Below are 24,209 nucleotides of genomic sequence, written 5' to 3'. Positions count from 1 at the left end.
CGTCTCCTCCATTAGTGCAGGGATACTGGAATTATTGTGGGCATCCTGTGAGAGCCCGACCATCCTGGAAGCGAGCAATTCGTTGTGCTCGGGCTGCTACATCGTCCTCATGGGTCACCATCACCAGGGTGATGCCTTGTTGGTGGAGTTCATCGAACAGTTCCAGCACCTCGGCGGTAGTGCTGGAGTCCAGCGCCCCTGTGGGTTCGTCCGCCAGCAGCAGGCTGGGGCGGTTGATGATGGCCCGGGCAATGGCAACTCGTTGTTGCTGTCCTCCCGAGAGCTGATTGGGCTTGTTCTCCAGACGCTGCGCCAGACCAACGCGGCGCAGGGCCGATTGGGCACGCTCGATCCGTTCGTCCCTGGGCACCCCCGCATAAATCATCGGGAGCATCACATTCTCTATAGCGCTGGCGTGGCCGAGCAGATGGAACTGCTGAAAGACAAACCCGAGCGAGCCGTTGCGAACGTCGGCTAGCGCATCGTCCTCAAACTGTTCAACGGCCATGCCATTGAGCCGGTAGGTCCCACTGGTGGGCCGGTCGAGGCAGCCAAGGATGTTCATTGCTGTGCTCTTGCCGGAGCCGCTGGCACCCATCACCGCCAAGTAATCCCCCTCCCGGACGGTGAGATTCAGTTGATCAAGGGCTTTAACTTCTAGATCACCTGATCCGTAGATCTTGCTGATACCCCGGAGCTCAGCAACAGGCGGTCGCGCAGGCTCAGCCAAGGCCCTTCAGGCTGGAGAGGGCGATGGCCTGTTGAAGCAATGGAGTTCCTGCAACAGCGGTGTTGGCCCACTGGAAGAGGGGATTAGAGAGGATTCCGCCAACGGCTGTAATGGCCACACATCCAATTAGGGCAACCCGTAGAGGCTGCATCCCCATCAACGACCAGTTCACGTCGGGATAGGCCTTGACCACATCGGAGGCCTCTTGGGGCTCCTTCACCACCATCATCTTGATGACTGAGATGTAGTAGTAGATAGAGATAACAGAGGTGACCAAGCCAACCACCACCAGCAGGTACTGGTGGTTCGCCCAACCGGCAAAGAACAGATAGATCTTTCCAAAGAACCCCAGCATTGGGGGAATCCCACCCAGGGAAAGCAGGCAAAGACTCAGGCCGAGGGTGATCAGGGGATCCTTTTGGTAAAGCCCGGCGTAATCGGAGATTCGGTCACTTCCAGTGCGGATCGAGAAGAGGATGATGCAGGCGAAGGCCCCAAGGTTCATGAACAGGTAGGCCGCCAAGTACAAAATCATGGCTGCAAAACCGTCCTCGGTGCCGCAGACCATGCCGATCATCACGAAGCCGGCCTGGCCGATCGAGCTGTAGGCCAGCATCCGCTTCATCGAGGTCTGTGCGAGGGCAACAACGTTGCCCAAGGTCATGCTCAATACCGCCAGAACGGTGAAAAGTAATTTCCATTGATCGTCAAAGGCACCGAAGCAACCCACCAGGATGCGAAGAGCCAAGGCGAAACCGGCTGCTTTAGAACCCACGGAGAGGAACGCCACCACAGGGGTTGGTGAGCCTTCGTAGACGTCAGGCGTCCACTGGTGGAAAGGAACGGCAGCGATCTTGAATGCAACGGTGGCCAAGACAAATACCAGGGCCAAAGCGGCCAGCGGTGTGGAGCTGGTCTGCAGGGCTAGGCCGATGGTGTCAAGGCTGGTACTGCCGCTCAGGCCGTAGAGAAGGGAAGACCCATAGAGGAAAACAGCAGCAGCTGCCGATCCCACAAGTAGATATTTGAGTGCTGCTTCCGAACTGCGGGCATCCCGCTTCATGTAGCCCGACAGCAGATAACTGGCGACGGATAGCGTTTCTAGCGAAATGAACACACTCACAAGATCCGTTGCCCCGCAAAGAAGCATGGCGCCGAGGGTGGCGGCGAGAAGGATGGCTGCGTACTCGCCAACAGGCGTGCCGCTCTTCTCGGCATAACGCCAGCTGATCAGTAGCGAAAGAAGAGTGGACAGGGCAATCACAGCCCTGAAGGCCACTGCCAGGTTGTCGGCGAGAAAGGCCCCGAGGAAGGAGGGCTCCAGGGGTGCATTCCACTGCAGGGCTAGCAGAACCAGGGAGCTCCCCAGGCCGAAGTAGCAAATCGGGGGCACCCAGCGAGTGGCGACCTTTTCGCCGGCCAGATCCACTAAGAGGGTGGCGATCATCGCCAGCAGCACTGCTGCTTCGGGCAGTACGGCAGACGCGTTGAGAGAGAGATTCAGCAGCTCACCAGGGGCAGCCATGGCCTGGGTGGCGAGAATGGATGCACCCATATCGGGCATGGCAGCCTGGAATCATTGCGCTGCGGCGACTGTAGCGGCGCTTGACGCGCCAACGGTCATGCAGAGCGCTGCTCGGTGCGATAAAGAAGGGGAACGGTTCACCTGCCGCTAGTGGCGCACACCCTCGTCATCGTTGAAAGCCCCACGAAGGCCAAAACCATCCGTGGCTTTCTGCCCAAGGGATTCAAAGTTGAAGCCTCCATGGGGCACGTCCGCGACCTCCCTAACAACGCCAGCGAGATTCCGGCATCGGCCAAGGGGCAGAAATGGGCCAATCTCGGCGTGAACACCGACGCGGATTTCGAGCCGCTGTACGTGGTCCCAAAGGACAAGAAGAAGACGGTTCGCGAACTCAAGGACGCTCTCAAGGGTGCTGATCAGTTGCTTCTGGCAACGGACGAAGACCGGGAAGGCGAAAGCATCAGTTGGCACTTGCTCCAGCTGCTGGCGCCGAAGGTGCCGGTGAAGCGCATGGTGTTTCACGAGATCACCAAGGAAGCCATCGGCAAGGCACTTGACCAGACCCGCGACCTGGACATGGAGCTGGTTCATGCCCAGGAAACCCGGCGCATTTTGGATCGCCTTGTGGGATACACCCTGTCCCCTCTCCTCTGGAAAAAGGTGGCCTGGGGACTCTCTGCAGGGCGGGTGCAGTCCGTTGCAGTGCGGCTCCTAGTCCAACGGGAACGGGCCAGGCGTGCCTTCCGCAGCGGCAGTTACTGGGACCTCAAGGCCCAACTTGAGCAGTCGGGCAGCGCCTTTGAGGCCAAGCTCACCCACGTGGGTGGCCAGCGGATCGCCACTGGCATCGACTTTGACGAGAGCACCGGCGGGCTAAAGGCGGGCAGTGCCGTTCGGCTGCTTACCGAGAGCGAGGCCAAGGCGTTGGCTGAAGCCGTGCGATCCAACGCCTGGACGGTGGACGCGGTGGAAGAGAAACCCACCGTGCGTAAGCCGGTGCCTCCCTTCACCACTAGTACCCTCCAACAGGAGGCCAATCGCAAGCTACGCCTCTCAGCCCGGGAAACCATGCGCTGTGCCCAGGGGCTCTACGAACGCGGTTTCATCACCTACATGCGGACCGACTCGGTTCACTTGTCGGATCAGGCGATAAATGCATCACGCAGCTGCGTGGAGAGCCTCTACGGCAAGGAGTATCTGAGCAATGGGTCGCGGCAGTTCAGTACCAAAGCCCGCAATGCCCAGGAGGCCCATGAAGCGATTCGTCCGTCGGGCGAAAGCTTCCGAACCCCCGGTGAGACTGGTCTGGATGGGCGAGATCTGGCGGTCTATGAGTTGATCTGGAAGCGCACCGTGGCCAGTCAGATGGCCGAAGCCAGGCTCACCATGCTGTCGGTTGATCTCAGCTCAGGCGAGGCCAATTTCCGGGCCAGCGGCAAGCGCATCGACTTCCCCGGTTTCTTCCGCGCCTACGTCGAGGGCAGTGATGATCCCGATGCGGCCCTTGAGGGGCAGGAAGTGTTGTTGCCGGCGTTGAGCGTTGGCGATGCACCGGAGCCGAAGACTGTCGAACCTCTCGGCCATCAGACCCAGCCGCCGGCACGGTTCAGCGAGGCATCGCTGGTGAAGATGCTGGAAAAGGAGGGCATCGGCCGGCCGTCGACCTACGCCTCGATCATTGGAACGATCGTTGATCGCGGCTACGCCACGCTGGTGGGTAACTCCCTTACCCCCAGCTTCACCGCCTTTGCCGTGACGGCGCTGCTCGAGGAGCATTTCCCTGAACTGGTGGACACGAGCTTCACCGCCCGGATGGAGAACACCCTCGATGAAATCTCCCACGGCAGAGTGCAGTGGTTGCCTTACCTGGAGGGCTTTTACAAGGGTGACGAGGGCCTGGAAACCCAGGTGCAGCAGCGGGAAGGGGACATTGACCCAGGTGCATCCCGTACCATCGATCTGGAGGGCTTGTCCTCCGTGGTTCGTATCGGCCGTTTTGGCGCCTACCTGGAGTCCAAACGTGTCAGCGACGACGGTGAGGAAGAGCTGATCAAGGCCACCTTGCCCCGGGAGATCACTCCGGCTGATTTGGATGAAGAGCAGGCCGAACTGATCCTCAAACAGAAAGCCGACGGCCCTGAAGCCATCGGTGAGGATCCCGAAACGGGTGATTTGGTCTACCTGCTCTTCGGTCAGTACGGCCCGTATGTGCAGCGGGGTCAGGTGAGTGATGAGAATCCCAAGCCCAAGCGCGCGTCTCTGCCCAAGGGGCAGAAGCCGGAAGATCTCACTCTGGAGGATGCCCTCGGACTGCTCCGCTTGCCGCGGCTTCTCGGTGAACATCACGATGGAGGGCGCATTCAGGCGGGGCTGGGCCGCTTTGGCCCCTATGTCGTCTGGGATAAGGGCAAAGGCGAGAAGGATTACCGATCCCTAAAGGGGGATGACGATGTTCTGGTGGTGGGACTGAGCCGTGCCCTTGAGCTGCTGGCCATGCCCAAGCGGGGTCGGGGTGGACGCACCGCCCTCAAGGACCTCGGTAAGCCGGAGGGCAGTGATGAAACGATTCAGGTCTATGACGGCCCCTACGGCCTGTACGTCAAACAGGGCAAGGTGAATGCCTCGCTGCCTGAAGGCAAAGGTGCTGACGATGTGACCATTGAGGAGGCGGTGGAACTGCTTGCCGCCAAGGCAGCATCGAAAAAGGGCGGTCGTAAAACTGCCGCTAAAAAACCGGCGGCGAAGAAGCCAGCTGCCAAAAAACCAGCCGCCAAGAAACCTCCTGCCACGACTAAGACCGGTCGGCTTAGGGCCAGTGCGGTGCGGGTGATCAAGCCGGCTGACAGTTGATGGCACGTCTGCTTTGGCTGCTGCCTGTGGGGCTCCTGCAGGCCTGTGCCGGTACACCAGTCGCCGAGCAGTTGGAGCGATCCTTTGCGGTGCCTGAAGACAGAACGGTGCAGCTAACTACGCCCGTCCCGGCTGTGAAGACCAGCCCAACGGTTGCAAGTCCCACTGCTGATCCCCCCTCTGCACCGGCGGCCGAGCCTGTTTTCCGGCCTGAGGCAGAGAATGCCCCTGAGCCTGTGCCGCAGCCAAAACCGCGGACGGTGTCATCCCAACGTCTGCCCCAGGCGCCTTACCGGATCACCATCCGTTTGGCCGGAGCCGACCCTGCCGCTCCTGCGGAAGCCGTCACCCGCGCCTTGCGCGAGGCGGATGTTGGCTTCGCTGTGGAACGGATTGAGCGGGTCGAACCATGACCGACGCGACGCCCCGGTTGAGCCGCCAGCAGGCTCTGAGGCTGGTTGAGGGGGCGTATCTCGCTGCCGCGACGGGGCTGATCTGGTTAGCCCTCTACTACTTACCGGTGGGTGGTGCGCTTTTCCGTCTGGCCCTTCCCCTTCCCCTGATCCTGCTGCAGTTACGGCGCGGCAGCCGTTCCGGCGCCGAGGGCCTGCTGCTCTCTGTGCTTCTGCTCACGGCCTTGATGGGTCCTTTGCGTGGGCCGCTGCTGCTGTTTCCCTACGGGCTTTTGTCGCTGTGGCTGGGCTGGAGCTGGTGCCGGGGGGTCAGCTGGTGGCTGAGCTGGTCGGGGGGCATCGTTCTTGGAACAGCAGGTTTTTTGGTCCGAGTTCTCGTGCTCTCGTTGCTGCTGGGAGAAAACCTCTGGGTGGTGATCACCCGGGCTGGCTCCGCTCTGCTCGACCGCTTGATTGCGGCGCTTCATCTGCCGATCACACCGGATCTCACCCAGGTGCAGTTGATGGCGCTGCTGTTGGTGGTGGTTCAGGAGGTCATCTACGTCCTGTCCCTTCATGCTCTGGCGTACTGGATCTTTCCCCGCCTGAAATCACCGATTCCGGAGCCCCCGAAGCTGCTGCATGGACTCATTGCCCTCGATCCCCTCTGAAGCCTCGGTGTTGCCTGAGGGCTGTAAGCAGCTGGGAGGTCTCGGTGCAAGCGCTCTGGATGCAGCGGTTCTTCGTCCCTGGACCTCCACCGAGCAACCGCTGGATCTGTTGCTCGTTCTGGCGGCCACACGAACGGCGGAGCATGAGGGGATCTCTGCCGCTGGCTCCACCGTGGCTTCGCGGCGTTACACCGCCCTGGCTGATGCGGAGATTCTGATCCGTGGTCCGGCTGAACAGCGCCGTTGGCCCTTGCCGCCGCTGCCCGCTGGGGTCTCCCCCGCCCTGCTCAGTTACGTCGCGGCGCGACGCTTGAAGTTGACGCCGCAGGTGGCGGCCCTCGGCTTGGCCCAGAAACCCGATTTTCCCCACCTGGATATTGAGCCCCTGGATCAAGGGCCCTCAGCCTGTTTGTCCACGGGTGCGGCGATGCCTTTGCTGCGGGTGCAGCATTTGTGGCGACAGGGAGAGCTGCTGGGGCAGCGGTTGCAACGCCCCCTGGTGGTGGCGGAGTGTGTTCCAGGAGGCACCACAACCGCTCAAGCGGTGTTGACGGCCCTCGGTGTGGAGGTTGCCCATCTGATCAGCGGTAGTGCTCTTCATCCGCCGCAGCAGCTCAAGCAAGAGCTCGTTACCAGAGGGCTGCAGCGAGCGTCCCTTGGCGCGCATCCTTCGGCCGAGCAAATTCTGGCTGCTGTTGGTGACCCTTTTCAGGCCTTTACCGCAGGGGTCTTGGTGGGTGCGGTTTCGGCGGGACAACCGCTGTTGCTGGGGGGCGGTTGCCAGATGCTGGCTGTTCTGGCCTTGGCGATGCAGGCTTTACCCGCTCCACAGCGGGAACACCTCGCGGCCCAGGTGCTGATCGGCACCACCGGCTGGCTCGCTGATGAGGGTGCGGCTGCTGCGGGTCAGTCCCCCTTTGGCGGGTTGGTGGATGCCACCGCGAGCCACCTGGCTGCCGCACTGTCCGTCTTGGCCTGTGGTGTGCGTTTTCACAGCAGTACCCATCAACCCTTAAGGGACTACGAACGGGGCTTTGTGAAAGAAGGGGTGGGGGCCGGAGCCCTCTTGCTGCTCGCACAGCTGCGCGGTTGGTCCTGTGACGACCTAGTGCTGGATTGTGAGCATGCCTTGGAGCAGCTCTCAGCCGCCCCGTAACGTCAAGCCCATGAACGTCTGGAGTGAGCGGTTGGGTCCCCTGAGCCGGCGCCAAGTGCTCCAGATGATCGGGGCGACCGGTACCGTCCTCTTGGCGGGCTGTCGTCCTGCGACAGCCGCACCAACACTGATGGCTCCGGCTGGGGTTTTGCCGAAAGTGTGGGCTGATGCCTTGCCCAAGCCCTGGCGCCTGACGCTGGCCCCAGCCCAGCAGGACTGGACGCCGGCGGATCAGGCGCATGCCGATTTGTTGGTGATGGGTGATGGGTGGCTGGATGCCCATCCAGCGGACAAACTCCAGCCCATCGACTCTCAACTGCTCTTCAGCCAGTTGGATGGTCAGGCCAAGGCTCTTCTGGCTGACCTCGGTGCTCTGCAGGATCGGGTGTTGCCGCTGGCCGTCAGCCCCTGGGTGATGCTGTTTCGGGATGACCCGGCCATGACCCAGAAGGGCTGGCCTCTTCTCCTGGATTCCTCCATGGCAGGACGTGTGGTTCTGCCCTCCAGCCCCCGCTTGGTGATGAGCCTGGCGGACCATCTGGGCGGAGGTCAGGCTTTGAGTGCGCTGCGTCGCCAGGTCCTCACCTACGACGACCGGCAAGCCACCAACTGGCTGCTCAAGGGTGAGGCCAAGCTGGTGGTTCTACCGCTCAACCGCTGCATCACGCTGCTGGGGCGGGATCCCCGTCTTCGGGCGGTGCTGCCTGCCTCCGGTGCCCCCTTGCACTGGACTGTTCTGCTCCGTCCGGAGGCCAGTCCTGAACCAATGCCCCAGAGCTGGGTCGAGCAGGGATGGCGGGATCCCCTGCGTCGCCGCTTGGTGCAGCAGGGATGGCGCGTGCCGATTGCATCGTCAGGGGCGATGGCGGATCAGAAGGCCCTTTCGGCGCGTCTGCGGCCTCTGCTCTTTCCCTCTGCAGACACCTGGTCACGCTGCTGGTCACTGCCACCGCTGTTGCCAGACGACCGGAGTGCCTTGGAAGAGCTCTGGCGAGATTCAGCTCCATAGTCGCCGCCGCGGTGAAGCCTCCAGGCGTTGGTGGGTGTCTGCCAACAGATCAGGAATGGGCAAGTGATGCGGGCAACGGGGAAGGCACTCCCCACAGCGTTCACAGGCCGAAGCATCGTTCTCTTCCCACCAGTGGCCGGCACGGCCGATCAGGTTGTAGCGCTCCTGCGCGAATGCGGTGAGCCCATGGCCTATGGCCAGATTGCGCAGCCGCAAGAGTTCGGGAATCGGAACCTCGTTCGGACAGGGGAGGCAGGCCTGACACTGCTTGCAATGCCCCTGGCCGAGGCGTTCCTGCTGCCGCCTTTCTGCCGTGATCAGGGCCTGTTGCTCTGCCTGGCTGAGGGGGCCATCCTCCTGCGCCAGTGTTGCGGCAAGTTGAAGATCGCCTGCAGCGGCGGCACCAACGGTCAGGGTGCTGATGCCCTTTGCCAGCAGGAACCGGTAAGCCAGCTCAAGGGGGGCAAAGGGGGTGCAGTCCTCCACAAGTGTTGGGCTGGGGGCCTGTAGGCGACCGCCTTTGTCGGCAGGGGAGATTGCTATCACACCGAGGCCTTGCTCAAGGGCCCAACGGGCCAAGGGCAGGCGCTGGGGATCCAGCCAATGCAGGTGCAGGCTGCAGAAACTGAAGCGCTGGCTGCGCAGCGCCCGATCGATCAGCGGGTTGCTGCCATGGCTGCTGAAGCCCACCTGGCTGACGCGGCCGCTGCTGAGGGCCCAGTCCAGAAGCCTGGATCCATCACCCATCAGGGCCCAGTCCAGATGTTCCTCCCGGTTGATGCCGTGGATGGCGAGGTTGTCGAGCTGTGGACAGCCCAGCCGCTCCAGAATCTGATCAAGGCGGCGTTGTCCCTCCGCGAAACTCAGCCCTGGCAGCAGTTTGCTGGTGATCACCCAGTGGTCTGATCTTGTCTGGCTGTTCTGGCGAAGAGCCTCTCCCAGAAAACGTTCTGCAGGTCCGTAGGCCGGGGCGGTTTCCAGGTGATTGATTCCAGCTGCAGCTGCCGCGTCAAGCACCTCGGCCATCTGGGCCGCTGAGTTCAGGGCACGCATCGTGCCCAGGCTGAACAGGCTGACGGGGCGGCCGCTGCCGAAGGCGCGGGTTTTCACTCCTCCGAGGGTGCTTCGCTGTCTTGGTTGCGTAGATGGCGCACCAAGGCCGCAGGGCTGAGGTCGTCGACGAAACGGCTGAAGGCAGTTTGATCTTCAGCATCCGCCTCTGCATCCACCGGGATCGAGGCTTCCGCTACCACCTCCTCCAGCATCCATATCCCGCTGCCGGTGCGGATCGCCAGCGCAATGGCGTCGCTGGGTCGGGCATCCACTTCGATCAGTTCGAGCACTTCGTTCTCAGCTAACTCCGCTTCGTCCAGATCAGGTCGCAGCTTCAAGACGGCATGAAAGGTGCTGTCCTCAATTGCGTGGACGATCACGCGCTCCAGTTCGAGCCCCCCAGCCACCAACAGTGCTGCCATCAGGTCATGGCTGAGGGGGCGTGGTGGTGCTCCCCCCTGCAGTCCGGCCATGATGTTGTGGGCTTGCGCCTGGTCGATCCAGATCGGGACCTGACGTCGACCGCTTGGATCTCGCAATAGCAGCATGGGTGTGCGGCTGGCGGCATCGAGAGCAATTCCGGCGACGCTCATTTCGACCATGTCGGCGGCGCGGCTCTATCCGATTATGGCCAGAGAGCCGCTGCGAGCGATGTTCACGGGGCTGGTGCAGTCAGAGGGAAGGATCGAGCGTCGTGCAGGGGCTGTGGTGGTTTGGGGCTGCGCTCCTTTTGCCCCGTTGGCCCTTGGCGACAGCGTGGCTGTGGATGGCGTTTGCCTCACGGCGGCAGAGCTGATGGGGGATGGCTTCCGCGCCGATGTGAGTGAGGAAACCCTGCGCCGCACCACGTTGGGACGCAAGGCGGACCGTGGTGGAGCGGTGAACCTCGAGCCGGCGCTTCGGCTGAGCGACCGCCTTGGTGGTCATCTGGTGAGCGGTCATGTGGATGCCACCGGTGAAGTCACCCATCTGGAGACCCTTCCCCACTCCTGGGCCCTGTCGATCCGCTGGTCGGAACCCCGATTCGGCCGTTATGTCTGTGAGAAGGCCAGCATCGCGGTGGATGGAATCAGCCTCACGGTGGCTGAATGTTCAGCTGATGGATCGACGTTCACTCTCGCTGTCATCCCCCACACCTGGGAGGCAACGACCCTGAGGCACCTTGCTGTCGGGGACACGGTGAACCTGGAGGCCGATCAACTGGCCCGTTATGCCGAGCGGTTGCTGCATGCCACCGCTGCCGAAGACGGAAACGCCGAAGGCCGAAAAAGGGATGATGAGCTGTCAGCCAACTGGCTGGCTGCTCACGGCTGGTCTTGATCCATCTGCTGCAGAACGATCATTCCGGAGTCCCGTTGGAGCTCGATCTTGAACTCCTGGCCGGGTTCCAGGCCGAGCCGACGGGTGTAGGCGTGGCCGATCAGCAGGTTGCCGTTGCCATGCACACGGGTTCGGAATTCGGCCTGGCGACCACGGCTGCCGCCTGAGGAACTACTGCTGCTGCTTTTCGGCAATTGCCATCCCTGGGCCGCCGCTTTGGCCTCCACTAGGGCCCGATAAAAACTCTTTTTCAGCAGACGTCCGCTTGGGCCGACGTAGCCGCAACCGCGAGCGATGTCATCTTCAGGCCGATTGCTGAGCGATCTGGCCTTGTCGAGCAGTTCCTTGCCGACCAGCATTTCAGGAGTTAATTCAACTGAATTCTGGCCATGCTCGCCAATCAAGGCAAGGGATCAGAGCAGATAAAGGATCACGAAGAGAATCACCCAGATCCCATCAACAAAGTGCCAGTACAACTCCGCTGCTTCCAGGGGGAAGTGGTCGGCTGCAGTCACACGGCCCTGTGGCTGCCTCGCCTGCCACCAGACAATCAGGGTCATCAGGGCCCCGAGGGTCACGTGAAGACCATGAAATCCCGTGGCGGCGAAGAAGGTACTGGCGTAGAGGTTGTCGGTGAGGCCAAAGGGAAGGGTGAAGTACTCCACCATCTGGCTCACTAGAAAGGCCAGGCCGAGGCCTGCGGTGATCAGCAGCCAGCGTCGACAGCGGCCGTGGTGGTCCTGCCGGATTGCCTGGCCGGCTCGGTGGAAGGTGGCGCTGCTCACCAGGAGCAGAACGGTGTTGAGGATGGGCAGGGGCAGCTCAAGTTCATAGATGGCTCCATCCGGTAGTGGGTTCACCGCTTTAAAGGTGAGGTAGGCCGCAAAGAATCCGGCGAAAGTCATGGCGTCCGCCACAAGAAATGTGGCCAGGCCGAACATGCGGTGATCGGGATGCTCGGCATGCTGCTCGTGGCTGTGCTCCTGCTCCTTGATGGGAACTGTGGTGGTCATTTGCCGCTACTCCAAAGATCACGACCGCTGGCTGCGCTCAGGTCCAGCTCGCCCGGCGGGACGCCGTAGCCGTAGGGCTCTTCCACGAGAGGAGCCTCACCAATCCAGTTCTCGACCGGTGGCGGAGAACTGGTTAGCCATTCGGGCGTCAGCGCTTTCCAGGGGTTGTCCCCTGCGACTGGGCCGTTGAGGGCGCTGTGGATCACATTCCATAGGAAGGGCAGGGTGCTGATGGCCATCAGCAGGGCTCCGACGGAGCTGATCTGATTGATCAAGGTGAATTGGGGGTCGTATTCAGCAACGCGTCGCGGCATTCCATTGAGGCCGAGCCAGTGCTGAGGGCCGAAGCACAGGTTGAAGCCGATGAAGGTGAGTGCACAGTGCAGGCGACCGAGATCTTCGTTGAGCATCCGGCCGGTGAATTTGGGATACCAGTGGTAAACCGAGGCGAAGATCACGAATACCGATCCACCGAAGACGATGTAGTGGAAGTGGGCGACAACGAAGTAGGTGTCATGTACATGAATGTCGAATGGCACCTGTGCCAGGGCGACCCCTGTGATGCCTCCGAGCACGAAGTTCACAATGAAGCCGCATGAAAACAGCATGGCGCTGTTGAGGCTGATGCGTCCGCCCCAGAGTGTTGCCAACCAGTTGAAGAATTTGATTCCGGTGGGAACGGCGATGAATGCGGTTGCAATGGTGAAGAACAGTCGCATCCAGGGAGGTGTTCCGCTGGTGAACATGTGGTGCGCCCACACAATCAGGCCCAATACAACGATGGCCATGATCGAATACACCATCGTTACGTAGCCGAATAGAGGCTTACGGGCATGAACCGGCAGGATTTCGCTCACCAAGCCAAAGGCCGGCAACACCATGATGTAAACCGCTGGGTGGGAATAGAACCAGAACAGATGCTGGTAAACCACCACATTGCCTCCCAGGGTGGGATTGAAGAAGCCTGTATGGGCAACGATGTCGAAACTCAGCAGCACCAATGTTCCCGCCAGAACAGGCGTTGAGAGAACCACAAGAATGCTGGTGCCCAGCATCGCCCAGCAATACATGGGAAGCTGCATTAATTTCAAGCCGGGGCGTCGCAGCTTGAGAATGGTGGCGATGAAGTTGATCCCACCAAAGATCGAACTCCCGCCCAGCAGCAGCACGCTCAGGATCCAGATGATTTGGCCCGTTGCTGGTGTGGTGATGCTGAGTGGTGGATAGGCCGTCCAGCCCGATTGAGCAGCACCCGTGAGGAAATAGCTGGTGATCAGCATTAAACCTGCTGGAGGAATCAACCAGAACGCAACGGCATTGAGGCGTGGGAAGGCCATGTCCCGAGCGCCCACATAAAATGGGATCAAATAATTCCCAAAAGCACCATTCACTACGGGGACGATCCAGAGAAAGATCATTACCGTGCCGTGGAGGGTCAGCACCTGGTTGTAGACATCCCGTGCCATGAAGTCGGACACGGGACTGGTGAGCTCCGTGCGAATGGCACCGGCTAGGGCACCGCCAATCAGATAAAACACAAAGCCGCAGACGAGATACTGCAGCCCGATCACCTTGTGATCAACGCTGAAGCTGAAATACCGCAACCAACCGCTGGGTTGAAGCCGTGGAGGGCTGGATGTTTCTGGGGGCAAGCTGATGGTCATGTCAGGCGTTCGCGATGGTGAGCGTTTCTTCTTCAGGTGCTGCTTTGGCGTTCTGCCCGTACCAGCTGTCCCAGTCCTCCGGACTTTCCACCACAACAGTGGAGCGCATTCCACCGTGGTAGGGCCCACAGAGTTCGGCACACACAATTGGATAACGGCCGGTGCGTGTGGGCGTGAAACTCAGCTGAGTTGGTTGGCCTGGAATGATGTCCTGCTTCAGGCGAAATTCAGGAACCCAGAAGGCGTGAATCACATCTTTTGCTTCCATCCGCAGGGTGATTGGTCGGTCGACTGGAACATGAAGTTCACCTGATGTGATGTCTCCCTCTGGGTAATGAAAGAGGAAGGCGAATTGCATGGCTGTCACTTCAACGGGCAAGACATTTGTTGCCGCTGCTGATTCAATCGAGCCTGAACTGATTCCTCCCCAGATCTGTTCCTCGTGTGCTCCGCCCATGTGGTCATGGGCCAGAGGCACCATGCCACCCATGCGGTCGTAAATGTCGTAGCTGTATAGACCAACAAACAGCACCACAACAGCAGGAACTGCTGTCCAGAAAATTTCGAGTGGCAGATTTCCCTCGATGGCCAGGCCGTCGCCGAGTTGCCCGCTGCGTCGCCTAAATCGAATCAAGCTAAAGACGAGAAGGCCAACGATTCCGACAAACAGAATGCTGCCAATCGTGAATAGAACCTTAAAGAGCTCGTCGTAAATCGGCGCGTTGGCGCTCGCATCGATGGGGAGGAGGTTGATGTTCTGGCCGATCCAAAGGCCGCCCAAAGCAAGGACCATCCCGATCACCAACGTGAGAATGGCGGATGGGATCTGCACCTGATCAATCCCTGGTTTTCAACAGCGTATGGGGCTGGCTGCGGTTCTCCATGAAGTGATTGTTAAGGCCTTATTTCTGTCAGGAAAAGGGGATGATTTTTCCTCATTTGTGTTGCAGACGTCCACACAGCGTGACGTCATCTTCTGCATCGCTACGGTCCAAGCAATCCCGCTTGGATGCATCGGATGGAGCTTGTTCGATGATGCTTTCATCAATGTCGACATTGCGTCGACGTCTCGGGTTGTTATCGGCTCACTTAGTGGTTGCCGTAATCGCTTTGGTGGTGATCGGTGGAGCGACCCGGGTGATGGAGGCCGGCTTGGCCTGTCCGGACTGGCCCCTGTGTTTTGGCTCGTTTTTGCCGGGTCGCCAGATGAATGTTCAGGTGTTCTTGGAGTGGTTTCACCGCCTCGATGCTTTCCTCATTGGCATCGCCTTGGTGGTGATGGCTGTGGCGACGACGCTTCAGCGGCGTCAACTGCCGCGATGGCTGCCCTGGCTGGCCGCCGGCCTGATGGCTCTGGTGGCAATGCAGGGAGCCTTGGGTGCGCTGACGGTGACCCGGCTGCTGCCCTCCGGTGTGGTGACCGCCCATCTGGCACTCGCTCTCACCCTTGTGGCGCTCCTCAGTGGGCTGACCCAACGCTTGTTTCACCCCGCTGCTGTCCTCGCTCCGCTCTGGTGGCGCATCGCGGCATCGCTTGGTCTGTCGTCGGTCTTTGTGCAGTGCCTGCTCGGTGGTCGTATGGCCACTGCTTGGGCAGGGCAGCGGTGCCTCGCAGGAGGAGAGGCCTGCCAGCTGGTTCTCTCCCATCGCGTGACGGCGATGCCGGTGGTCGTTGTTGTGCTCGCCTTCGCCGGGGCAGCAGTTCTGGCGGGTGGTTGGGCTCGCCAGCAGTGGCCCTGGCTGGCTGGGGCCGTGCTGCTGGTGCTGGTTCAGGTGGCCCTTGGCGTTCTCACCCTTCGTCTTGGTTTGTCGCAACCCGCAGTGACCGTTGCGCATCAGCTGGTGGCTGCCTTGCTGATCGCTCTGTTTGCGGCGCTTCTGGTCCGCTCTCCGGACCTCCCCTCACCGTCCCGTTCCGTCGTCCTCGACGACACCTCCTTGGAGGCCTGTCATGGCTGAAATCACCGCAACCGTTCGTCCGACCCGTGAGGAGGTGGTTCCCTCCCGCAAGAGGGTGAAACTGCCGGCCTGGCTGGAAGTCGCCAAACCCCGCCTGATCCCTTTGCTGCTGGCCACCACTCTGGGTGGAATGGCTCTCAGTGAGGGCTGGCCTCTCTCATCGCCGCGGCTTGTCTGCACCCTGGGAGGAGGGGCGCTTGCCTCCGCTGCTGCAGGGGTTTTGAATTGCTTGTGGGAGCAGGACCTCGATGGTCGGATGGCCCGCACCAGCGGTCGCGCACTCCCCTCCGGTCGTCTGTCTCCCACCAGTGCATTCATCGGCGCCATCGCCTGCACCCTGGCGGCGGCGATGCTTCTGGTGAGCGGCGTGAACTGTCTCGCTGCTGGGTTGTCCCTGCTCGGTCTGTGCAGTTACGTGCTGCTTTACACAGCTTTGCTCAAGCCTCGGACGTCCCAGAACATCGTCATCGGTGGTGTCGCCGGGGCCATTCCGCCTCTCGTGGGGGCGGCCGCCGCCACGGGCCATGTCGGCCTCGGGGGTTGGTGGCTGTTCGCTTTGGTGATGGTCTGGACGCCAGCTCACTTCTGGGCCTTGGCCCTGCTGTTGCGTGAGGACTATCGCGCTGTCGGGATCCCGATGCTGCCCGTGGTGAAGGGACCTGTGGTGACGGCCCGGGCGATCAAGACTTATGGCTGGATCACTGTTCTGCTCAGCGGTTTGGGCGTGTTTGCTCTGCCTTCAGGTGGCGTCTTCTATGGCTTGATGCTGCTGCCTTACAACGGTCGATTGCTGCAGCTCGTCGATCGGCTGTCCTTGGATCCCGACAGCCTTGTGAATGCCAAGGCGCTGTTCCGTTGGTCAATCCTTTATCTGTTTGGGCTCTGTTTGCTGCTCATTCTCAGCCGGACGGATCTGGCCTCAGGCTTTGCCCAACAGGTGATGCAGCTTCTCTCCCTGCCCACGGGGGTGCAATGAGCACTCTCTAGATTCCCTGAATTGGCCGAGCAAGTCCCTGACGGTGCCTGATGGCGTTGATTGAACTCCGGAAGATCTCCAAGGCCTACGGCACGGTATCGGCTCTGCGTGAGCTTGATCTCACCGTTCCTGAAGGGTGCCTATTCGGGTTGCTTGGCCCGAACGGTGCTGGCAAGACAACGGCCATGCGCATCCTGGCCACCCTGCTCGCCCCCGACAGCGGCTCAGTCGTTGTCGGGGGTGTAGACGGTCTGGCGCAGCCACGAGACGTCCGCCAGCTCATGGGCTACGTCGCCCAGGAGGTGGCCATCGACAAGATTCTGAGTGGCCGGGAACTCCTGCAATTGCAAGGGGATCTTTATCACCTGCCTCGGAACGATCGCGAAGGTCGCATCGCTGATTTGATTGACCGCCTCGCGATGGGCGACTGGATTGACCGACGCTGCGGCACCTATTCCGGTGGCATGCGCCGGCGGTTGGATTTGGCGGCTGGTCTACTGCATCGACCTCGGTTGCTTGTGCTCGATGAACCCACCGTGGGACTGGATATTGAGAGTCGCAGTGCCATCTGGCAACTGCTGCGTCAGTTGGTTGAGGCGGGCACGACTGTTCTTTTGAGCAGTCACTACCTCGAAGAAGTGGAGGCTCTGGCGGATCAGATGGCGATCATCGACGCCGGTCGTGTGATTGCCGAAGGCAGCCCTGACCAGCTCAAACAACGGCTTGGGGGTGATCGCGTCACCCTGCGGGTCCGAGAGTTCAGCAATGCCGATGAGGCGACCCAGGTGCGTGCCCTTCTTGAACCCCTGGATGGGGTGCGACAGGTGGTGGTGAACCGATCCCAGGGGTTTTCCCTGAACCTGGTAGTTGAGGGTGGTGTCGTGATTGATCAGCTGCGTCAGACCCTCGAGGCTGCAGGTCTGCCTGTGTTTGCCCTGGCCCAAAGCCGTCCCAGCCTGGATGATGTCTACCTTCAGGCCACAGGACGCACCCTGATGGACGCTGAACTGGCTATCACAGGCCAGCGCGACGTCAAACAGGAAAAGCGTCAATCCATGCGTTGAGCGCCAACGATGACTTCCCCAACAGCATCTGTTGCTCTCCAGCAGCAGCAATCCAGAGCCCTCGCAGAGCTCAGTCAGGAAACGTGGGCCCTCACCCGGCGCCTGTTTCTTCAGTTGATGCGTCGCCCTTCAACCTTGATTGCCGGGGTTCTGCAACCCCTGATCTGGTTGATTCTGTTTGGTGCGCTCTTCGCCAACGCCCCTGAAGGTCTCTTGCCAGGAGGCATGAGTTACGGCCGTTTTCTTGGTGCTGGAGTGATTGTCTTCACGGCCTTCAGTGGTGCTTTGAATGCCGGCTTGCCGGTCATGTTTGACCGCGAATTCGGGTTCCTGAATCGTTTGCTGGTGGCACCGCTTCGAAGCCGCAGTTCCATCGTGCTGGCGTCGGTGATCTACATCACGGCGCTGAGCCTGCTGCAGAGTCTGGCGATCATGGGCACGGCAGCCATGCTTGGTTATGGATGGCCAGGCATCAGCGGCCTGGCCCTGGTGCTGGTGACGCTGCTGCTCCTGGTTTTTGCGGTGACGGCCCTCAGCCTTGGACTGGCGTTCGCTTTGCCGGGGCACATCGAGTTGATCGCTGTGATTTTTGTGGCCAACTTGCCGTTGCTGTTTGCCAGCACGGCCTTGGCCCCGTTGTCGTTCATGCCGACCTGGCTGGGCTGGCTTGCGGCGTTGAATCCCCTTACCTTCGCGATAGAACCCATTCGAGCGGCTTACCAAGGTCCTTTGGATCTCTCGGCAGTGCTTCTGGAGGCTCCTTACGGGGATGTCACCGGCACCAGCTGTCTGCTGATCCTTCTGTTCCTCACCATCGGGCTGTTTCTTGTGATTCGCCCTCTGCTCAACCGCAAACTTTCCTGAATCCGTGCTTTCTTCTCCGTTTCAGCAGCCGTCATCTCGACAGAACGCTCTGGCCCTTCAGATCCAGGTGGCCAGGACCTCAGGTGATAAGGCCTTGCTGCCGGGTCTGATCAGTCAGTGGGTTCACCGCTACGGCTTTGACGGAGCAGCTGAGCTCGATCTGAGCTTGCCGGAGCCTGTTGCATTGAATCGTGAGTTAAGCCCCTCGTCGCTGCCCGTCGTTCAGGAGGAGATTGCCGCTGAAGACGACATTTTGGTTGAGAACGAGGCCGTTGCTGAGGACGAGATGGTCTTTGAAGAAGAAGAGGAGATTGCTGCCGAAGACGACGTGCTGCTGGAGAACGAGGTTGTCTCTGAAGAAGAAACGTTCGTCGAAAAGGAAGAGATTGCCTCTGAAGAAACGCTGCTTCAACGCAGCTTCCCGTCTGCTCCTGTTCCGGCCCCACCGATCAGCACACCCCGTTCCCTGCGGCGTTGGCTCCCCCGTCGGGAGGATGACGCTTTCCCCAAAGCGTCCTGAACACCATGATTCCGAACCCTGAATCCCTGGATCAGGGGCTGATCGTTTCAGTGCAGGCACCCCAGGGTTCGCCGATGCGCGATCCGGATGTAATCGCTGCGATGGCGGATGCCGCCCTGCGCAATGGGGCTGTGGGTGTGCGTTTGGAAAGCCCTGAACACATCGGTGCTGTGCGTCGGCGCTGTCCGGATGCCTTGATCATTGGACTCTGGAAATGCACTTTCCCCGACAGTTCGGTTTACATCACCCCGGGCTGGAAGGAAATTCAGGCCGTGTGGTCTGTGGGGGCCGATGTGATCGCGATCGATGCCACAGCCCGTCCGCGTCCTGCGGGGCAAGACCTGGCTGCGTTGATTAAGCGCACCCGTGATGAGCTGAAGGCCCCCTTGATGGCTGATGTGGATTCGCTGGAGAATGGCTTGCGCGCGGCCGACCTCGGTTGTGACTGGGTTGGGACCACGCTCTATGGCTACACGGAAGACACGGCGCAGCAGCGTCCCCCCGCATTTGATCTGCTCCCCCAACTTCGCGCTGAACTTCCCAGCTCGGTTCGTCTGATCTGTGAGGGGGGAATTGCTTCTCCAGCGGATGCACGGTTGGCATTGCAGTCCGGAGCAGACACCGTTGTGGTGGGGACGGCAATCACTGGAGTGGATCTCCAGGTGATCGCCTATCGCCAAGGAATGATCAGCTGATCACATCATTCCGGGCATGCCCATGCCACCCATTCCAGGCATGCCCATGCCACCCATTCCAGGCATGCCCATGCCACCCATGCCACCCATGCCACCCATTCCGCCCATGGGGTCTCCGTCTCCGGCGGGGGCCGGTGCAGGGGGTTCTGGCTTGTCGGCGATCACAACTTCGGTCGTGATCAGGAGAGAAGCGATCGAAATCGAATCCTGCACGGCCAAACGCACCACCTTGGCGGCATCAACGATGCCAGCAGCCATCAGGTCTTCATAGGCACCATTTAGGGCATTGAATCCCTGGCCGCTGCTGCGCATGCCAGCAATCACAACGTCACCGTTCTGACCGGCATTGGTGGCTATCTGATGAATCGGTGCCGTCAGTGCCCGCTGCACGATCTCCACGCCGGTGCGTTGGTCGCCGTTCAGGGATGCGGCCAACCCATCCAGGCTGTCGGAGAGTTGCAGCAAGGTGCTGCCGCCGCCAGCAACGATGCCCTCCTCGATGGCGGCACGGGTGGCATTGAGGGCATCTTCGATCCGCAGTTTGCGGTTCTTCAGTTCCGTTTCCGTCGGTGCACCGACCTTGATCACGGCCACGCCGCCGGCCAGCTTGGCGATCCGCTCTTGAAGTTTTTCGCGGTCGTAATCGGATTCGGTGGCCTCCAGCTCACGTCGGATCGCACCAACGCGCTCGCTTACCGCCTGGCGATGGTCGTCGGTGGCGACAATCGTGGTGTTCTCCTTGCTGATGGTGACGCGGCGCGCTTTGCCGAGATCCTCGAGGGTCACTTTGTCGAGGGTCATCGCCTTGTCTTCGCTGATCAGCGTGCCGCCGGTGAGAATGGCGATATCGGCGAGGGCGGCCTTGCGGCGTTCGCCAAATGAGGGTGCGCGAACAGCGGCCACCTGCAGAACCCCACGGCTCTTGTTCATCACCAGGGTGGCCAGGGCCTCGCCTTCCACTTCCTCAGAAAGGATCAACAGGGGAGAACCACTCTTCTGAACGGTTTCCAGCACGGGGACCAGATCTGTGATCGTGCTGATCTTGCGATCCGTCAGCAGGATCAGTGGGTTTTCAAATTCACAGACCTGACGGTCGGCATCTGTGACGAAGTAGGGGGAGCTGTAGCCCCGGTCGAAGGCCATGCCTTCAGTGATTTCAAGTTCCGTGGCCAGAGACTTCGATTCTTCAACCGTGATCACCCCATCGGTGCTCACCTTGTCCATCGCCTCGGCGATCATCCGTCCGACTTCGTCGTCACCCCCGGAGCTAACTGTGGCCACCTGACGAATGGCATCACCGGCGACGGCTTGGCTCCGCTCCCCCAGCCCCGCAACAATCTTTGCAGCGGCCTTCTCCATGCCTCGGCGGAGTTCCACAGGACTCGCGCCAGCAGCGGTGTTTCGCAGACCTTCTCGCACCATGGCCTGAGCCAAAACGGTTGCTGTCGTGGTGCCGTCTCCGGCCTTGTCCTTGGTCTTCGCGGAGACCTGCTGCATCAGCTTGGCGCCCAGGTTCTCGAACGGGTCGTCCAGTTCGATTTCACGGGCGATCGAGTCGCCATCGTTGACGATGTCGGGTGCGCCGAATTTCTTTTCGAGCACAACGTTGCGACCCTTGGGGCCGATCGTGACGCGCACCGCATCGGCGAGTGCATCAACACCCCGTTCAAGGGCGCTGCGGGATTCGTCAGAGAAAGAAAGGAGTTTGGCCATAGTCGCGGGCACGCCGTTGGTCACTGTCCCACAGCGATGCGGCGCTCGTGGAGAGGTGTTGTGGTGGGGAAAGCCGAATGGTTGGAGCAGCTCGGATGCCGCTCTGAAATGAACTGATTAGGGTCCGGGCATGGGTGAATCCGGAGCGCTGTTCTTTGTTCTGATGGCGGGGCTGGCCGGTTCGATGGCCCTGGTTTATGTGCCTTTACGTATCTTTCTCACTGCCACCGCTCGCAGCCGTCGGCTACGCCTGCTCCAGCGCATCCGCCGCCTGCGAGATGAGTTAGCTCAACCCCTTGATTCGTAATCCTTGGGTTAGGCCATCACCATGCCGCCATCCACCTGCAGCACCTGACCTGTGATGTAGGCCGCGGCCGGGTCGGCTGCAATGAAGCGCACGGCACCGGCCACCTGTTCCTGGGTGCCAAAGGTTCCCAAGGGGATGTCTTTGAGGATGGCCTCAGCATCGAGGCCCTTGGTCATATCCGTCGCGATGAAACCTGGAGCTACGGCGTTCACTGTGATGCCACGGCTGGCAAGCTCTTTGGCAGTGCTGCGGGTGAGACCGATAACTCCAGCTTTGGCGGCGGCGTAGTTGGCTTGTCCTGCGTTGCCCATCAGTCCCACAACGGAGGTGATGTTGATGATCCGACCACTCTTCTGCTTCAGCATCGGGCGTGCCACCGCTCGCGTGCAGAGGAACACTCCACTGAGGTTGAGGTCGATCACCGATTGCCAATCGTTGGTTTTCATTCGCATCAGCAGGCCGTCCCGCGTGATGCCGGCGTTGTTCACCAATACATCGAGACGACCACTGCGCTCCAGCACCGTCTTGATCAGGCCATCAACCTCGGCCTCAACCGACACGTTGGCTTGCAGGGCGTAGGCCTTGCCCCCTGCCGCGGCGATGGCAGCGACCACTTCATCTGCTGCAGCGGCGGAATTGGAGTAGTTCACAACCACTTCTGCACCCGCTTCGCCAAGGGCCAGGGCGATGGCCCGGCCGATGCCGCGCCCTCCTCCCGTTACCAGGGCGGTCTGTCCGGCAAGAGAAGCGCTGGGAGACATTTAGGCACCGTTGATCGGAGGATCGTACGGAGCCGTCGTCATCCAGCTCAACCTGGCATGGTCTCAACCGTGTCGACGGCCTCCCCAAGCAACGACTGAAAGGTGGCGAGTTGAGTTTTGCTTCCCAGCACGATCAGGAGTTGCCCCGGTGCCATCTGGGTGTTGCCACCTGGATTGGCGATCAGCTTTTCGTTCTCCCGGATCGCCAGAACCATGGCCCCGCTGCGACGGCCCAGCTCCAGTTCCGCCAGGCTCCGCCCGCGGATCTCCTTCAGATGAAAAGGGTCGTGACTCAGCTGGAATTCCTCAATTTCATAGTCGGAACCCGCCAACAGCTCCATGAAGTTGAGGGCCAGAGGCCGCAGTGCCGAGGCGGCCATCACCCGACCACCGGCCACATAGGGACTGACCACCACAGTCGCGCCGGCCAGCCGCAGCTTTGAGGCGGCTTCATCGCTGTTGGCGCGTGCAATCAAGCGGCACTCCGGTCGTAGGTCTTTGGCGCTGAGGATCACGTAGAGATTGGATGCATCGCTGGGAAGGGCTGCCACGAGGCTGCAGCAGCGTTCAAGACCTGCGTCCAGCAAGGTTTCATCGAGGGTTGCATCGGCTTGAAGCACCCAAAGGCCATTTTCGTCTGCAACGGCTCGTCGTTCTGGATCGGTTTCGATCACGACGAGTGGCACCGCGTCCCGTTGCAGTTGGGCGGCAATCTCCTGTCCGATTCGTCCGTAGCCGCAAAGAATCACATGGTCGTGCAAGCCTTCCAGCATCCGGAGAAAGCGGAATTCACGCAGTCTGCGGAAATATCCCGACTCTTTCAGCCCAAGAACGCGTTGGATGGCCAGTTGCACAACCACCAAGCCACCCACCACGATCAAGACGGTGACCAGGCGGCCTGGAGGTGAAAGGGGGGCGACTTCTCCAAAGCCAATGGTGCTGATGGTGATCAGCACCATCCAGAGGCAATCGCCCCAATTCCATCCTTCCGTGATTCGATAACCGACGGCACCAGCGAAGATCACGGCACTGAGAGCGCTGATGGGCCCCCGCCATGGAGCTGTGATCAGCTTCAGCTGTCCCCTGGCTCGGCGCCGCCTCATGGGAACGTCCTTTAAAAACCGAGGGCCGTCAGAACATCACTGCTCTGTAGCGTGGCGAGCTCCTGCGGGCGGCCGAGGCAGCGGACCTCCTGGCGCTCGGGTAGGTCTGCGGCCCCTGCTCCCAGGGCAACCAGGGGGGTGCCGCAATAGGCCGCCAGGCGCTGGGAGACTGGACAGCTGCTGAGCACGACATCGGCATTGGCCACCAGTGCCGCGCGCTTGGAAAGACTGAGCCCAGCTGGCAGCACAATGCTGCGCAGCGCCGGTAGGCGGCTTTTGATCGTCTCAGGCAGCTTGTGCCACTCCGCTGCAGGCCAGTCATCCCCCTGGCCGGATGGAGACATCAGCAGCAGGGGGCCGTCACCGCTGGGCAGTGCTTCACGGGCTTCATCCAGAACCTCTGCCGCCATGGGCAGGCGGAACTTATCGGCCTCGAGTTCAAGCCCTAGGGCTTGGAGAAAGGGGTTGAGACGCTGCGCCGTCCAGCCGGGGCCGCGGCTGACCTGGTCGGTGCAGGCAAATCCACCAGCTGCCAACCGTTTGGGGATATGGCTCATCGACAGCATCAGGTTCACCTGTTGCCCTTCAGCGAAGTTGATGCAGATTTGAAAGTCGGGTTCGCGCACACAGCCGAGCAGGTTGGCCCAGTCAGCAAGCGTGAGGTTGGCCTCGAAGTTGAACGGCAACAGCTTTTCGAGGCACGGCAGAAGCTTCCACGGAGCTGCCTGTTGGGGGTCACAGGCCACCTGCAGTGCGGCGTTTAGTTTCTGGCAGATGTCTGCCAAAGCCGGCAAACGGTCCAGCTGATCTTCGAGCGAACCCGGGCTCAGGGCAAGAACTCGCATGCAGCGCCGCCATCCATGG

Annotated in this window: 25 protein-coding genes; 13 read left to right on the top strand and 12 right to left on the bottom strand. The window is 60.9% G+C overall.

Annotated features, from left to right (window positions below):
* Positions 1-31 precede the first annotated feature (31 nt).
* Both FZX09_RS07330 and FZX09_RS07325 read right to left on the bottom strand, forming a co-directional pair.
* Positions 32-730, bottom strand: coding sequence for an ABC transporter ATP-binding protein (locus FZX09_RS07330; RefSeq protein WP_226401597.1), 699 nt, complete (start codon positions 728-730; stop codon positions 32-34).
* Complete coding sequence (locus FZX09_RS07325; RefSeq protein WP_226401595.1) at positions 723-2,294, bottom strand: NAD(P)H-quinone oxidoreductase subunit N; 1,572 nt, start codon at positions 2,292-2,294, stop codon at positions 723-725. Before FZX09_RS07325 ends, FZX09_RS07330 begins: the two co-directional genes overlap by 8 nt.
* Before the next feature lie 111 nt (positions 2,295-2,405).
* On the opposite strand from FZX09_RS07325, the gene topA reads away from it, so the two are divergent.
* Genes topA through FZX09_RS07300 form a run of 5 tightly spaced genes read left to right on the top strand, consistent with a single transcriptional unit; the run spans position 2,406 to position 8,333 of the window.
* Positions 2,406-5,105, top strand: coding sequence for a type I DNA topoisomerase (gene topA / locus FZX09_RS07320; protein ID WP_226401593.1), 2,700 nt, complete (start codon positions 2,406-2,408; stop codon positions 5,103-5,105).
* Positions 5,105-5,518, top strand: coding sequence for a hypothetical protein (locus tag FZX09_RS07315; RefSeq protein WP_226401591.1), 414 nt, complete (start codon positions 5,105-5,107; stop codon positions 5,516-5,518). Before topA ends, FZX09_RS07315 begins: the two co-directional genes overlap by 1 nt.
* Complete coding sequence (locus tag FZX09_RS07310; RefSeq protein ID WP_226401589.1) at positions 5,515-6,168, top strand: DUF2232 domain-containing protein; 654 nt, start codon at positions 5,515-5,517, stop codon at positions 6,166-6,168. The genes FZX09_RS07315 and FZX09_RS07310 overlap by 4 nt, the downstream gene beginning before the upstream one ends.
* A complete protein-coding gene (locus FZX09_RS07305; protein WP_226401587.1) occupies positions 6,140-7,324 on the top strand; it encodes a nicotinate-nucleotide--dimethylbenzimidazole phosphoribosyltransferase in 1,185 nt (394 codons plus the stop codon). The genes FZX09_RS07310 and FZX09_RS07305 overlap by 29 nt, the downstream gene beginning before the upstream one ends.
* A complete protein-coding gene (locus FZX09_RS07300) occupies positions 7,293-8,333 on the top strand; it encodes an ABC transporter substrate-binding protein (RefSeq protein ID WP_226401681.1) in 1,041 nt (346 codons plus the stop codon). The genes FZX09_RS07305 and FZX09_RS07300 overlap by 32 nt, the downstream gene beginning before the upstream one ends.
* Here the strand turns inward: FZX09_RS07300 and FZX09_RS07295 are convergent.
* Entirely contained in the window at positions 8,322-9,443 is a 1,122-nt protein-coding gene (locus FZX09_RS07295; RefSeq protein WP_226401585.1) for an aldo/keto reductase, read from the bottom strand. The genes FZX09_RS07300 and FZX09_RS07295 overlap by 12 nt on opposite strands.
* A complete protein-coding gene (locus FZX09_RS07290; protein ID WP_226401583.1) occupies positions 9,440-9,988 on the bottom strand; it encodes a bifunctional nuclease family protein in 549 nt (182 codons plus the stop codon). Before FZX09_RS07290 ends, FZX09_RS07295 begins: the two co-directional genes overlap by 4 nt.
* A 49-nt stretch (positions 9,989-10,037) precedes the next feature.
* Between FZX09_RS07290 and FZX09_RS07285 the strand changes: the two genes are divergently transcribed.
* Positions 10,038-10,706 carry a riboflavin synthase gene (locus tag FZX09_RS07285; RefSeq protein WP_226401679.1) on the top strand — a complete coding sequence of 223 codons (669 nt, stop codon included), beginning with the start codon at positions 10,038-10,040 and terminating at the stop codon, positions 10,704-10,706.
* Here the strand turns inward: FZX09_RS07285 and FZX09_RS07280 are convergent.
* Genes FZX09_RS07280 through FZX09_RS07265 form a run of 4 tightly spaced genes read right to left on the bottom strand, consistent with a single transcriptional unit; the run spans position 10,691 to position 14,215 of the window.
* Positions 10,691-11,065 (bottom strand): AbrB family transcriptional regulator, encoded by a 375-nt coding sequence (locus FZX09_RS07280; protein ID WP_226401581.1) that lies wholly within the window; start codon positions 11,063-11,065, stop codon positions 10,691-10,693. The genes FZX09_RS07285 and FZX09_RS07280 overlap by 16 nt on opposite strands.
* Positions 11,066-11,119: 54 nt before the next feature.
* The gene (locus tag FZX09_RS07275) at positions 11,120-11,719 is read right to left on the bottom strand and encodes a cytochrome c oxidase subunit 3 (protein WP_226401579.1); all 600 of its coding nucleotides are present in this window, start codon (positions 11,717-11,719) and stop codon (positions 11,120-11,122) included.
* On the bottom strand, positions 11,716-13,383 hold the full coding sequence (gene ctaD, locus FZX09_RS07270) for a cytochrome c oxidase subunit I (protein WP_226401577.1): 1,668 nt from the start codon (positions 13,381-13,383) through the stop codon (positions 11,716-11,718). Before ctaD ends, FZX09_RS07275 begins: the two co-directional genes overlap by 4 nt.
* Before the next feature lies 1 nt (position 13,384).
* The gene (locus tag FZX09_RS07265; protein ID WP_226401575.1) at positions 13,385-14,215 is read right to left on the bottom strand and encodes a cytochrome c oxidase subunit II; all 831 of its coding nucleotides are present in this window, start codon (positions 14,213-14,215) and stop codon (positions 13,385-13,387) included.
* A 200-nt stretch (positions 14,216-14,415) separates the two neighbouring features.
* Here FZX09_RS07265 and FZX09_RS07260 point away from each other — a divergent pair, with 200 nt between their 5' ends.
* The 6 genes from FZX09_RS07260 to FZX09_RS07235 all read left to right on the top strand — a co-directional run bounded on the left by FZX09_RS07260 (position 14,416) and on the right by FZX09_RS07235 (position 19,461).
* Positions 14,416-15,342 carry a heme A synthase gene (locus FZX09_RS07260; protein ID WP_370624206.1) on the top strand — a complete coding sequence of 309 codons (927 nt, stop codon included), beginning with the start codon at positions 14,416-14,418 and terminating at the stop codon, positions 15,340-15,342.
* Entirely contained in the window at positions 15,335-16,318 is a 984-nt protein-coding gene (locus tag FZX09_RS07255) for a heme o synthase (RefSeq protein ID WP_226401571.1), read from the top strand. Before FZX09_RS07260 ends, FZX09_RS07255 begins: the two co-directional genes overlap by 8 nt.
* Before the next feature lie 50 nt (positions 16,319-16,368).
* Positions 16,369-17,382, top strand: coding sequence for an ATP-binding cassette domain-containing protein (locus tag FZX09_RS07250; protein ID WP_226401569.1), 1,014 nt, complete (start codon positions 16,369-16,371; stop codon positions 17,380-17,382).
* A gap of 9 nt (positions 17,383-17,391) precedes the next feature.
* On the top strand, positions 17,392-18,246 hold the full coding sequence (locus FZX09_RS07245; RefSeq protein WP_226401567.1) for an ABC transporter permease: 855 nt from the start codon (positions 17,392-17,394) through the stop codon (positions 18,244-18,246).
* A 67-nt stretch (positions 18,247-18,313) separates the two neighbouring features.
* On the top strand, positions 18,314-18,766 hold the full coding sequence (locus tag FZX09_RS07240; RefSeq protein ID WP_226401565.1) for a hypothetical protein: 453 nt from the start codon (positions 18,314-18,316) through the stop codon (positions 18,764-18,766).
* A 5-nt stretch (positions 18,767-18,771) separates the two neighbouring features.
* Positions 18,772-19,461: an N-acetylmannosamine-6-phosphate 2-epimerase gene (locus FZX09_RS07235; protein ID WP_226401563.1), complete on the top strand. Its 690-nt coding sequence runs from the start codon at positions 18,772-18,774 to the stop codon at positions 19,459-19,461.
* Here FZX09_RS07235 and groL read toward each other — a convergent pair whose 3' ends face one another.
* Complete coding sequence (gene groL / locus FZX09_RS07230; protein ID WP_226401561.1) at positions 19,462-21,174, bottom strand: chaperonin GroEL; 1,713 nt, start codon at positions 21,172-21,174, stop codon at positions 19,462-19,464. It abuts the gene before it with no gap.
* A 130-nt stretch (positions 21,175-21,304) separates the two neighbouring features.
* Between groL and FZX09_RS07225 the strand changes: the two genes are divergently transcribed.
* Complete coding sequence (locus FZX09_RS07225) at positions 21,305-21,481, top strand: hypothetical protein (protein WP_006850012.1); 177 nt, start codon at positions 21,305-21,307, stop codon at positions 21,479-21,481.
* 8 nt (positions 21,482-21,489) lie between these two features.
* Here FZX09_RS07225 and fabG read toward each other — a convergent pair whose 3' ends face one another.
* Genes fabG through FZX09_RS07210 form a run of 3 tightly spaced genes read right to left on the bottom strand, consistent with a single transcriptional unit; the run spans position 21,490 to position 24,190 of the window.
* The gene (gene fabG / locus FZX09_RS07220; protein ID WP_226401559.1) at positions 21,490-22,242 is read right to left on the bottom strand and encodes a 3-oxoacyl-[acyl-carrier-protein] reductase; all 753 of its coding nucleotides are present in this window, start codon (positions 22,240-22,242) and stop codon (positions 21,490-21,492) included.
* 47 nt (positions 22,243-22,289) lie between these two features.
* Positions 22,290-23,345: a TrkA family potassium uptake protein gene (locus tag FZX09_RS07215; RefSeq protein WP_226401557.1), complete on the bottom strand. Its 1,056-nt coding sequence runs from the start codon at positions 23,343-23,345 to the stop codon at positions 22,290-22,292.
* Positions 23,346-23,356: 11 nt separating this feature from the next.
* On the bottom strand, positions 23,357-24,190 hold the full coding sequence (locus FZX09_RS07210; RefSeq protein ID WP_226401555.1) for a glycosyltransferase family 9 protein: 834 nt from the start codon (positions 24,188-24,190) through the stop codon (positions 23,357-23,359).
* Positions 24,191-24,209 lie beyond the last annotated feature (19 nt).

This window comes from Synechococcus sp. MU1643, from assembly GCF_020514095.1.
Taxonomy (GTDB): Bacteria; Cyanobacteriota; Cyanobacteriia; order PCC-6307; family Cyanobiaceae; genus Parasynechococcus.
Note: the sequence above shows the minus strand (reverse complement) of the source record. Positions and strands in the feature narration are given on the sequence as shown.